Raw genomic sequence first — 12,577 nt, forward strand, 5'->3', positions numbered from 1 at the left:
AGCACCACGATGTACGGCTCCCCCTCGCGACCGGCCTCCGCCCACAGCTCCCGCAACTGCCGGACGCTTCCCGCGATGTCCTGGGAGATCGGGGTGGTCATCCAGCCGTCGGCGCTGCGGCAGATCCACTTGAAGTTCTTCTCGTTGCCCGCGGCGCCGACGAGGGTGCGGGGACCACCCGCCTGGACGGTCTTGGGCCAGGCCCAGCTGGGACCGAAGTCCACGAACCGCCCGTGGTACTCGGCCTCGTCCCGGCTCCACAGTTCCCGCATGGCCTCGAGGTACTCGCGCAGCATGGTGCGGCGCAGCGAGGGCGGGACGTTGTGGTCCGCCATCTCGTCGAGGTTCCAGCCGTACCCCACCCCCAGCACCGTGCGGCCACCCGAGAGGTGGTCGACCGAGGCGATGGTCTTGGCCAGGGTGATCGGGTCGCTCTCGACCGGGATCGCGACGGCCGTGCCGAGGCGGATCGTCGAGGTGACCGAGGACACCGCGGCGAGCGCGACCCACGGGTCGAGCGTGCGGCTGTAGCGCTCGTCGGGCAGCTCGGCCCCACCGGTGCCCGGATGCGCGGCCTCGCGCCGGACCGGGATGTGGGTGTGCTCGGGGACGTAGAAGGCCGAGAACCCGGCGTTCTCCGCGGCCACGGCGGCCGTGGTCGGCCGGATCCCCCGATCGCTGGTGAACAGGGTGAGTCCGAATTCCATGGGCGCTCCTCGTGCGGTCGGGCCGCCGGCCGACACCTGACCAGACAGGTGTCCAGCGGCAGTTCCCGACAGACTAGCGCACGGCGGCCGCGATGGGCGGGCACTCCTCGCCCGGGGCGCAGTCGGCGGGATCACCCGGTGCGAGGTGCAACCGCTGCATGGTGTGGTCCGAGACGTAGCGGAAGATCTCGTTGCCCGGAGTGGTGCGCGACAGGGCGTCCGCCGCGAGCAGCATGACCGCTCCGGTCCACGTGCTCAGCTCCACCGGCCAGCGCTTGCCGTCGGCGAAGACCAGTCCGGTCCAGTAGGAGCCGTCGGTGTCCCGCAGGTGCTGCATGTTGGTGAACTGCTGGAGCGCCTGCTCGTGCCGCCCGGCGGCCTCGAGCGCGAGTACGAGCTCGCACGTCTCGGCACCGGTGACCCAGGGCCGGTGGTCCACACACCGGATACCCAGGCCGTCGACGACGAACCGGTCCCAGAGCGAGTCCAGCCTGTCCTGGGCCTGATCCCCCACCATCACCCCACCGAGGACCGGGTAGTACCAGTCCATCGAGAACTCCGTCTTGGGCGTGAACAACTCGGGGTGCGCCCGCAGGGCGTGTCCGAGGGAGTCGGCGGCGGCGTCCCAGTCCGGGGCCGTCCCCCCGAGCTCCTCGGCGATCGCCACGCCACACCGCAGGGCGTGGTGGACGCTCGACGAACCGGTGATGAGCGCCTCCTCACAGAAGCCCTCCTCACCGGCACCCCACCACATCTGACCGTCCGGGCCCTGGAACGTCAGGACCAGGTCGAGCGCCCTGCGCACCGTCGGCCACATGGACTCCAGGAATCCCGGCCGGGCGGTGACGAGGTGGTGGTGCCACACCCCGACCGCGACGTAGGCGCAGAAGTTGGAGTCGGTGTCCGCGTCGACGATCACGCCGTCCTGCCACCGCACCGGCCAGGAGCCGTCACCGCGCTGGGTGTCGCGCAGGAACCCGTACGCCTTCTCGGCGGCCTCCCACTGGCCGGCCACCGACAGGCCCATGGCCGACTCCACGTGATCCCACGGGTCGGTGTGCCCGCCCGTGAACCACGGGATCTCACCGTTCGGTCGCTGCACGGAGGCGATCCACTCGCCGGTGGCCCGCACCGCGTCGGCGTCGAGGACCCCCGGGACGCTGGGGACGGGACGGGACCGGTCTACGCCGGAGTTGGTGGTGAGCACGGACGATCAGGCCTCCGCGGGCTTGCGTAGGTAGAACACGATGGACTTGCCCATCACCGGGTTGAGCAGCTTCTCGGCGGTCCGGGTGACCCAGGGGCCCTTCATCAGGTCCCACACCAGAAGCTTGTGATAGGCCTTGGGCAGCGGGTGGTCGTCGTTCTCCGTACCCACGGCGCACTTGAGCCACCAGTAGGGGGCGTGCAGCGCGTGCGCGTACCCGGTGCCGGTGACCTCCAGGCCGGCGGCGCGGAGCTTGAAGCCCAGTTCCTCGGCGGTGTAGATGCGGCAGTGCCCGCCCGGGTTGGAGTGGTAGGCGTCCGAGAGCTTCCAGCACAGCTTCTCCGGCCACTCACGCGGCACGGTCACCGCGGCGACCCCACCCGGCTTGAGGATCCGCACCAACTCGGCGATCGCCCGGGTGTCCTCCGGGACGTGCTCGAGCACCTCGGAGATGAGCACCAGATCGAAGGTGCCGTCCTCGTAGGGCATGTTCAGCGCGTCGCCGGTCACCGCCTCGCCCCTGGACTCCGGCAGGCCCTCACCCTCGGCCTCCATCGCGGCGAGCATCTCGGTCACCTGCCGCATCTCGTCCGCGTTCTGGTCGAAGGCGGTCACGTCGGCCCCGCGGCGGTACAGCTCGAAGGTGTGTCGGCCGAGGCCGGCTCCCACGTCGATGGCTCGCATGCCGGGAGTGACCCCGAGACGGGCGAAATCGGCGGTCAGCATGCGGCGTCCTCCTGCTCACGGATGTCGTACTCCCCGGAACCCGGGAGCACCTCGGGCACGTCGTCGGTGACGTGCTCGTCAATCTCTGTCTGGTCCGGCCCGATGACCGGACCGACGGTCAGGTCCGGGAGCGTCTCGCCCCGGACCCTGGCGATCGCCGTCTCGTAGACCTCGACGGTCCTCCTGGCCACGGCGGCCCAGCTGTAGCGCTCCATCACACGCTCCCGCCCACCCTGCGAGAGTCGTCGACGCTCGAGCGGATCGGACAGCAGCGCGCTGATCTGGCGGGCGAGCTCGTCGACGTCGCCGGGTGCGACCAGTCGGGCGGCCGAGTCATCGGTGCCCACGACCTCCGGCAGCGCACCCGCGCGGCTGGCCACCACCGCACACCCGCTGGACATGGCCTCGACCGCGGGGAGCGAGAAGCCCTCGTACATGCTCGGGACCACCGAGATCTCGGCGGTGCCCACGAGCTCGGCCAACTCGTCGTCGTCGACCCCCGACACCAGGTCCACCGCGTCGCGCAGGCCGAGGGAGTCCAGCAGCCTGGAGGCCTCCCCCTTCCGCTTGAGCTTGGAGATCAGGGTGAGCCGCACCCCGGGATGCTCCTCGCGGACCTTCGCCAGCGCCCGCAACAGGATGGGGACGCCCTTGAGCGGCTGGTCGGCGCTGGCCACGCAGACCAGGCGTCCGGGCTCGCGGTCGCGGCGGTCGTGGAAGCGGTCGGTGTCCACACCGAGCGGGATCGTCACGATCCGCTCCGGGTCCACCCCGAAGTCGGAGGCGATGTCCTCGGCCGAGTTGCTGGAGACGGTGATGATCTCCTCGAGCTTCCGGGACACCCGGATCTGCATACCCAGGAACCCGAACCAGCGCCAGGTCGTGAGCTTCTTGCGCAGCGGGGCCTCTTTCATGGCGAGGTCCCGGTCCCGGGTGATCGGGTGGTGCACCGTGGCGACCACCGGGAACCCGGCCTCCTCGAGCGTCAACAGGCCGCTGCCGAGGCACTGGTTGTCGTGCACCACGTCGAAGTCGGCCAACCGCGGCGTGAGCGCCCGCGCCGCGCGCAGGCTGAAGGTGCGCGGCTCCGGGAAGCCGGCGGTCCACATGGTGGCCACCTCGAGGAGGTCGATCCTGTCGCGGATCTCACGCGGGTGCGGCGTGCGGAACGGGTCGGCGTCGTTGTACAGGTCCAGGCTCGGCACCCTGGTGAGCGTGGGCCCCGGGTCGAGCTCCGGGTACGGCTGACCGGAGAACACCTCGACGGTGTGGCCGAGTGCGGCCAGCTCACGGCTCAGGTGACGGACGTAGACGCCCTGCCCGCCGCCGTGTGGCTTGCTCCTGTACGAGAGCAGTGCGATCCGCACTTCTCGATCGCCCCCTTCCGGTCATCCGGCCCCGGACCGCCCGCGAGGACCGCGGCGGCTCAGGGCACATCGAGCAAGTCTAGAACACGTTCGCGGCCAGCGACGACACGGCCGGGCCGACGCACCGGACCCCCGGGCGCTCGGGGCGCCCGGGGGTCCGGTGTTCGTTCGGGTCGGCCGGTGACCGACCCGACGGGTCGGGTCAGTAACCCAGGTCGTCCAGGCGGACCGACGCGCCGGTGGCGTCGCCGAACCCGTCCTCGGGACCGTAGAAGCCGTCGCCGTAGTCCGGGATGGAGTAGGCGGCCGCGCGGGCCTCCTCGGTGGGCTCGACCGTCGAGTTGCGGTACCGGTTGATGCCGGTACCCGCCGGGATGAGCTTACCGATGATGACGTTCTCCTTGAGGCCCACGAGCTTGTCCGAACGCCGGTTGATGGCGGCGTCGGTGAGCACGCGGGTGGTCTCCTGGAAGGAGGCCGCCGAGAGCCACGAGTCCGTGGCCAGCGAGGCCTTGGTGATACCCATGAGGACCGGGCGCGCCGAGGCCGGCGAGCCGCCCTCGGTGAGCACGCGACGGTTCTCCGCCGTGAGCTCCGCGCGCTCGACCAGCGCACCGGGCAGGAACTCGGTGCTGTTGGACTCGTTGATCGCGACGCGACGCATCATCTGGCGGACGATGACCTCGAGGTGCTTGTCGTGGATCGACACACCCTGTGCGCGGTAGACCTTCTGCACCTCGTCGACGAGGAACTTCTGGACACCGTTCGGGCCGAGGATCGCCAGCACCTCGTGCGGGTCCGCCGGCCCCTCGAGCAGGGCCTGACCCCGCTCCAGGTGGTCGCCGTCGACGATCGGACGGGACGACCCGTCCTCGAGGATGATGTGCGCGAGGCCCTGACGCTTGGACAGCTTCTCGTACACGATCTCTTCCGCACCGTTGTCCGGCACGATCGTGATCGTGTAGAAACGCTCCTCCTCCTCGAGACGGATCCGGCCCGCCTCCTCGGCGATCGGCGCCTTGCCCTTGGGCACGCGTGCCTCGAAGAGCTCCTGCACACGCGGCAGACCACCGGTGATGTCGTCACCGACGCCACCCTGGTGGAACGTGCGCATGGTCAGCTGCGTGCCCGGCTCACCGATCGACTGGGCGGCGACGATGCCCACGGCCTCGCCGATGTCGACCAGCAGGCCGGTCGCCATGGAACGGCCGTAGCAGGTGGCGCAGACTCCCGTGCCCGTGGTGCAGGTGAGGACCGAGCGGACCTTGACCTTCTCCACTCCCGCGGCGATGAGCGCCTCGATCGTCGGGTCACCGAGGTCGGTGCCGGCGGCCACGACGACCGCGCCGGAGGCGTCGACGGCGTCCTCCGCGAGGGTACGGGCGAACGTCGAGGTCTCGACGTGCTCGTCCCGGGAGAGCACGCCGGTCTCGACGCCGTGCGCGTCCACCTCGCGGCGGGCGATGACCGTCTCGATGCCCTTGCTCGTGCCACAGTCCGTCTCGCGGACGATGACGTCCTGGGAGACGTCGACGAGACGACGCGTGAGGTAACCCGAGTCGGCCGTACGCAGCGCGGTGTCGGCCAGACCCTTACGCGCACCGTGCGTGTTCATGAAGTACTCGAGCACCGTCAGGCCCTCGCGGAACGAGGACTTGATGGGCTGCGGGATGAACTCGCCGTTCGGACGCGTCACCAGGCCCTTCATGCCCGCGAGCGCACGGATCTGGGTCATGTTGCCCGCCGCGCCGGACTTGACGATCGTCGGGATCGGGTTGGAGTCCGGGTAGTTGGCCTCCATGGCCTGACCGATCTCGTCGGTGGCCTCCTGCCAGAGCTTGACCAGGTCGCTCTTGCGCTCCTCGTCGGTGATCTTGCCCAGCCCGAACTGCGACTCGAGTCGCGCCGCCTTGGCGTCGTACGAGGCGAGGATCTCCTTCTTGGCCGGCGGGACCAGCACATCGGACATCGCGATGGTGACGCCCGAGCGGGTGGCCCAGTAGAAACCGGTGTCCTTGAGCTTGTCCACCGTCTGCGCCACGACGATCATCGGGTAGCGCTCGGCCAGGTCGTTGATGATGACGGCCTGGCGCTTCTTGGGCATCTGCTCGTTGACGAACGGGTAGTCCGCCGGGAGCAGCTCGTTGAACATGACGCGGCCCAGCGTGGTCTCCGCGATCCACTCCTGGCCGGGGGTCCAGCCCTCGGGGAACAGCTCCGCCTCGATCTCGGCGGGGGGCCGCTGCTGCGACATCCGCACCCGGATCGGCGCGTGGATGTCCAGCACCTTCAGATCGACGGCCATGATGGCCTCGGACGGGTTCGAGTACACGCCGGTGGCCGGGGCGTCCTCCGCCGCCGGGACGTAGGCACCGATGGCGCCCTCGTCGAGGCGGGTCAGGTAGTACAGGCCCGTCACCATGTCCAGACGCGGCATGGCGAGCGGGCGGCCCGACGCCGGCGACAGGATGTTGTTCGAGGCCAGCATGAGGATGCGGGCCTCGGCCTGCGCCTCCGCGGACAGCGGGAGGTGCACGGCCATCTGGTCACCGTCGAAGTCGGCGTTGAAGGCCTCACACACCAGCGGGTGCAGCTGGATGGCCTTGCCCTCGACGAGCTGCGGCTCGAAGGCCTGGATGCCGAGGCGGTGCAGGGTGGGTGCGCGGTTGAGCATCACCGGGTGCTCGGCGATGACCTCTTCGAGGACGTCCCACACCTGGTCGCGCTGACGCTCGACCATCCGCTTGGCGGACTTGATGTTCTGGGCGTGGTTGAGGTCCACCAGACGCTTCATGACGAACGGCTTGAACAGCTCGAGCGCCATGAGCTTGGGCAGTCCACACTGGTGCAGCTGGAGCTGCGGGCCCACGACGATCACGGAACGACCCGAGTAGTCGACGCGCTTACCGAGCAGGTTCTGACGGAACCGGCCCTGCTTGCCCTTGAGGAGGTCCGAGAGCGACTTGAGCGGACGGTTGCCCGGGCCCGTGACGGGCCGGCCACGACGACCGTTGTCGAACAGCGCGTCCACGGACTCCTGCAGCATCCGCTTCTCGTTGTTGACGATGATCTCGGGGGCACCGAGGTCCATCAGTCGCTTGAGGCGGTTGTTGCGGTTGATCACGCGACGGTAGAGGTCGTTGAGGTCCGAGGTGGCGAAGCGCCCACCGTCGAGCTGGACCATCGGACGCAGCTCCGGCGGGATCACCGGGACGGCCCCGAGCACCATCGCGGCCGGGTGGTTCCCGGACCGCAGGAACGCGGAGACGACCTTGAGTCGCTTGAGGGCGCGGATCTTCTTCTGACCCTTGCCGTTGCGGATGATGTCGCGGAGGTTCTCGGCCTCGGTCGCGAGGTCGAAGTTCTCCAGCAACGACTGGATCGCCTCGGCACCCATGCCGCCCTCGAAGTACTCGCCGAAGCGGTCCTCAAGCTCGCGGTAGATGCCCTCGTCCACGATGATCTGGTTGATCTCGAGCTTGGTGAAGGTGGTCCAGATCTCCTCGAGACGGTCCAGCTCGCGCTGGGCCGACTCGCGGATCTTCTTCATCTCCTTCTCGCCGCCGTCCTTGACCTTGCGGCGCTGGTCGGCCTTGGCGCCCTCGGCCTCCAGCTCGGCCAGGTCGGCCTCGAGCTTCTTGGCGCGCGCCTCGATGTCCGAGTCCCGCTCGTCCTCGATGATCTTGCGCTCCTCGAGGATCTGCGCCTCGAGGGTGCTGAGCTCGTTGTGGCGCAGGTCCTTGTCCACGCCGGTGATGACGTAGGCCGCGAAGTAGATGATCTTGTCGAGGTCCTTGGGCGCGAGGTCCAGCAGGTAGCCGAGCCGCGACGGGACGCCCTTGAAGTACCAGATGTGCGTGACGGGCGCGGCCAGCTCGATGTGGCCCATCCGCTCACGACGCACCTTGGCACGGGTCACCTCGACGCCACAGCGCTCACAGATGATGCCCTTGAAGCGCACGCGCTTGTACTTGCCGCAGTAGCACTCCCAGTCCCGGGTGGGGCCGAAGATCTTCTCGCAGAACAGGCCCTCCTTCTCCGGCTTGAGGGTGCGGTAGTTGATGGTCTCGGGCTTCTTGACCTCGCCATAGGACCAGTTGCGGATGTTCTCCGCGGTCGCGAGGCTGATGACCAGCTCGTCGAAGTAGTTGACGTCCTGCACGTAGGCGTCCTTTCCCGTATGGGATGGTGGCGGGCCCCTCGCGGGGTGGGGCCGGTGTGGGGCCCGCCGTGGTGGAACTGAATTAGTCGGATGCGGGGCGCCGATGGTGCACGCCCCCGGCGCCTACTGCGCCAGCTCGTCTGCCGCCGAGGACTCGTCGCGGGAGAGATTGATCCCCAGGTTCGCGGCGGTGCGGTCGAGGTCGTCGTCCTCGGCGCCCTCGCCCAGGGAGACCGCCTGGCCGTCGCTGGAGAGCACCTCGACGTTGAGGCACAGCGACTGCAGCTCCTTGAGCAGGACCTTGAACGACTCCGGGATCCCGGGCTCCGGGATGTTCTCGCCCTTGACGATCGCCTCGTACACCTTCACGCGACCCACGACGTCGTCGGACTTGATCGTGAGCAGCTCCTGGAGCGTGTACGCGGCACCATAGGCCTGCATCGCCCAGCACTCCATCTCACCGAAACGCTGGCCACCGAACTGGGCCTTACCGCCGAGCGGCTGCTGGGTGATCATCGAGTACGGACCCGTGGAACGGGCGTGGATCTTGTCGTCCACCAGGTGGTGCAGCTTGAGGATGTACATGTACCCCACGGACACCGGGTACGGGAAGGGCTCACCCGACCGACCGTCGATCAGGGTCGCCTTGCCGTCGGCCTCGACCATCCGCTCGCCGTCACGGTTCGGGAGGGTGCAGCCGAGCAGGCCGGTGATCTCCGTGTCCGCCGCACCGTCGAAGACGGGGGTCGCCGTGTTGGTGCCGGCCTCGACGCTGTAGATCTCCTCCGGCAGCTTGGTCGCCCACTCGGGGAGGGAACCGTCCGCCTCGCGGGGCACCTCCCAGCCCGCCTTGGCCAGCCAGCCGAGGTGGGTCTCCATGATCTGACCGATGTTCATACGACGCGGGACGCCGTGCGTGTTGAGGATGATGTCCACGGGCGTGCCGTCGGGCATGAACGGCATGTCCTCGGCGGGGAGGATCTTGCCGATGACGCCCTTGTTGCCGTGGCGGCCGGCGAGCTTGTCGCCGTCCTGGATCTTGCGCTTCTGCGCCACGTAGACGCGGACCAACTCGTTGACGCCGGGGGGCAGGTCGTCGTCGTCGTCACGCGAGAACACGCGGACGCCGATCACCTTCCCGGACTCACCGTGGGGCACCTTCAGCGACGTGTCGCGCACCTCGCGGGCCTTCTCACCGAAGATGGCGCGCAGCAGGCGCTCCTCCGGGGTGAGCTCGGTCTCGCCCTTGGGCGTGACCTTGCCGACCAGCACATCGCCGTCACGGACCTCGGCGCCGATGCGCACGATGCCACGGTCGTCCAGGTCCGCGAGGACCTCGTCGGAGACGTTGGGGATGTCACGGGTGATCTCCTCGGCGCCCAGCTTGGTGTCGCGGGCGTCGATCTCGTGCTCCTCGATGTGGATGGACGTCAGCACGTCCTCCTCCACCAGGCGCTGCGAGAGGATGATCGCATCCTCGTAGTTGTGGCCCTCCCACGGCATGATCGCCACGAGCAGGTTCTTGCCCAGCGCCATCTCACCGTTCTCGGTGCAGGGTCCGTCGGCGAGGACCTGGCCGGCCTCGACGCGCATCCCCTCGTCCACGATCGGCTTCTGGTTGGAGCAGGTGCCCTGGTTGGACCGCGCGAACTTGGCCAGACGGTAGGTCTGACGACCACCGTCGTCGTCCATGACGGTGATGAAGTCGGCCGAGACCTCCTCCACCATGCCCGCACGGGTGTTGACGACGACGTCGCCCGCGTCCACGGCCGCGCGCAGCTCCATGCCGGTGCCGACGAGCGGCGCCTCGGAACGCACGAGCGGGACCGACTGGCGCTGCATGTTCGCACCCATCAGGGCGCGGTTGGCGTCGTCGTGCTCGAGGAACGGGATCATCGCGGTGGCGACGGAGACCATCTGCCGCGGCGAGACGTCCATGTAGTCGACGTCCGTACCCGCGACGACCTCGACGTCACCGTGCTTCTTGCGCACGAGGACGCGGTCCTCGACGAACCTGCCGTCCGCGTCGATCTCCGAGTTGGCCTGCGCCACGACGTGGCGGTCCTCCTCGTCGGCGGTCAGGTAGTCCACCTGGTCGGTGACGGCGCCGTCGACGACCCGGCGGTACGGGGTCTCGATGAAGCCGAACGGGTTGACCCGGGCGTAGACCGAGAGCGAGCCGATCAGACCGATGTTCGGACCCTCGGGGGTCTCGATCGGGCACATGCGGCCGTAGTGCGAGGCGTGCACGTCGCGCACCTCGAGGCCGGCGCGCTCGCGGGAGAGGCCACCGGGGCCCAGGGCCGACAGGCGCCGCTTGTGGGTCAGGCCCGACAGCGGGTTGTTCTGGTCCATGAACTGCGACATCTGGGAGGTTCCGAAGAACTCCTTGAGCGCGGCGGTGATGGGCCGGATGTTGATCAGCGACTGCGGGGTGATCGCCTCGGAGTCCTGCGTGGTCATCCGCTCGCGGACCACACGCTCCATCCGGGACAGGCCCACGCGGACCTGGTTCTGGATGAGCTCGCCGACGGTACGCAGACGACGGTTGCCGAAGTGGTCGATGTCGTCGACGTCGACCGGGACCTCGCGGCCACCGGCGACCTGCATCGAGCTCTCGCCCGCGTGGAGGCGCACGAGGTACTCGATGGTGGCGGCGATGTCCTCACGCGTGAGCGTGGTGGTGTCGTCACCCTCGGGATCCGGCAGACCGAGCTTGCGGTTGACCTTGTAGCGGCCGACGCGGGCCAGGTCGTAGCGCTTCTCCTTGAAGAACAGGTTCTCCAGCAGCGCCTCCGCGGACTCGCGGGTCGGCGGCTCGCCCGGACGCAGCTTGCGGTAGATCTCGAGCAGGGCCTGGTCCGTGTCCTCGACCGTGTCCTTCTCGAGCGTGGACATCATGATCTCGGAGAAGCCGTAGCGCTCCTTGATCTCGGTGGTGGTCCAGCCGAGCGCCTTGAGCAGCACGGTCACGGACTGGCGGCGCTTGCGGTCGATGCGCACACCGACCGTGTCGCGCTTGTCCACGTCGAACTCGAGCCACGCGCCACGCGACGGGATGACCTTGACGGAGTGGACGTCGCGCTCCGTGGACTTGTCGCGGCTCCGGTCGAAGTACACGCCCGGCGAGCGGACGAGCTGCGAGACGACGACGCGCTCGGTGCCGTTGATGATGAACGTGCCCTTGTCCGTCATCATCGGGAAGTCACCCATGAAGACGGTCTGCGACTTGATCTCGCCCGTCTCGGTGTTCTCGAACTCGGCGGTGACGAACAGGGGCGCCTCGTAGGTGCGGTCCTTCTCGCGGCAGTCCTCCATGGAGGCCTTGACCTCTTCGAAGTACGAATCCGAGAACGAGAGCGACATGGATCCGGAGAAGTCCTCGATCGGGGAGATCTCCCTGAGGATCGACTCCAGGCCTCCCTCGAGGTTCGTGACGCCGCGTGACGCGGCCCTCTTCTGCCACTCCTCCGACCCGATGAACCACTCGAACGACTCCGTCTGGAGGTCGAGCAGTCCCGGGACCGGCAACGGCTCGGAGAGTTTCGCGAACGAGACCCTCCGGGGCGCACCGGGAACGGTGGAAACTGACTTGGTCTGGCGGGAGACTGCCAAGATGGGTCCTTCCAGCACCTCACGTGATCACCACGGGCGGTGACCACAGATGTATCTGCGAGCGGTCCGCCGACGGGTATCCACCCAGATCCGACCCGATCGAGGACTCGGAAAACACCCGGTGGGACCGGGGACGAGCCGTCACGGACGGACGAGAGTGCAAATAGCAGCCAGCGCAACGACCTAATCTAGTCGATAGCGGCGCGGAAGTCCAGCCGTCGACAGGGGCGACCCCGGAGGCTGTTCTATGTCGGGCGCGTCGTCCGTCGCTGCGCTGGTTGCCCTCGTGGCTCTCGCCTCATCGGCTCCCAGTCGGGACGTCGCACCCGGACCGTGTCGCACTCAACCTCTACGGCACTCGCCCCATGCCCCTAAAGGGTGACGGGTGAAAGCACTTTCGTCAAGGATCTGGCACGGTCGGTTGCCGGATCGGTTCCCGACCAGTCCTCGTCAGGAGGGCAGATCCGGGATCCTCGACAGTTTCCACACGCCGTCGATCCTGTCCAGACCGACGAGATAGGTGCCGCTGGTACTTCCCGCAGCCGCGCCGTCCCTGGTCATCGACACATCCTGGACCAGCAACACCTCGGCCTTGTCGCCCTGCAGGTAGGCGAGACCGGCCTCGCGGACCTCTGCGTCGACGCTCGTCGCGGACTGCTCGTAGCTGTCACGCAACGCGGGCCAGTTCTCGTCCAACTCGTTGACGAGCTTCGGGGTGAGGAATTCCCCCAGGGAATCGTGATACTCGTCGAGGGTCTCGTGATCGATCGCCACGAGCCGCTGGACGTTGGTC

Annotated in this window: 6 protein-coding genes and 1 pseudogene; all 7 read right to left on the reverse strand. The window is 68.4% G+C overall.

The window, feature by feature from the left end; all coding sequences use genetic code 11:
• On the reverse strand, positions 1 to 707 hold a 707-nt coding region (locus tag G6018_RS09670; RefSeq protein WP_182639490.1), incomplete at its 3' end, for an LLM class F420-dependent oxidoreductase.
• A 73-nt stretch (positions 708 to 780) separates the two neighbouring features.
• Positions 781 to 1,914, reverse strand: a complete 1,134-nt coding sequence (locus G6018_RS09675; RefSeq protein WP_179525961.1) for a prenyltransferase — start codon at positions 1,912 to 1,914, stop codon at positions 781 to 783.
• Positions 1,915 to 1,920: 6 nt separating this feature from the next.
• The gene (locus G6018_RS09680; RefSeq protein WP_182609596.1) at positions 1,921 to 2,640 is read right to left on the reverse strand and encodes a class I SAM-dependent methyltransferase; all 720 of its coding nucleotides are present in this window, start codon (positions 2,638 to 2,640) and stop codon (positions 1,921 to 1,923) included.
• On the reverse strand, positions 2,634 to 4,007 hold the full coding sequence (locus tag G6018_RS09685; RefSeq protein WP_182609595.1) for a glycosyltransferase family 4 protein: 1,374 nt from the start codon (positions 4,005 to 4,007) through the stop codon (positions 2,634 to 2,636). Before G6018_RS09685 ends, G6018_RS09680 begins: the two co-directional genes overlap by 7 nt.
• Positions 4,008 to 4,209: 202 nt before the next feature.
• The gene (locus G6018_RS09690; RefSeq protein ID WP_182639491.1) at positions 4,210 to 8,169 is read right to left on the reverse strand and encodes a DNA-directed RNA polymerase subunit beta'; all 3,960 of its coding nucleotides are present in this window, start codon (positions 8,167 to 8,169) and stop codon (positions 4,210 to 4,212) included.
• 123 nt (positions 8,170 to 8,292) lie between these two features.
• On the reverse strand, positions 8,293 to 11,802 hold the full coding sequence (locus G6018_RS09695) for a DNA-directed RNA polymerase subunit beta (protein WP_179523159.1): 3,510 nt from the start codon (positions 11,800 to 11,802) through the stop codon (positions 8,293 to 8,295).
• Between the two features lie 432 nt (positions 11,803 to 12,234).
• Positions 12,235 to 12,577, reverse strand: a pseudogene (locus G6018_RS09700) (hypothetical protein); the annotation flags it as partial.

It is taken from the genome of Dietzia sp. DQ11-44 (assembly GCF_014145205.1).
Classification (GTDB): Bacteria; Actinomycetota; Actinomycetes; order Mycobacteriales; family Mycobacteriaceae; genus Dietzia; species Dietzia natronolimnaea.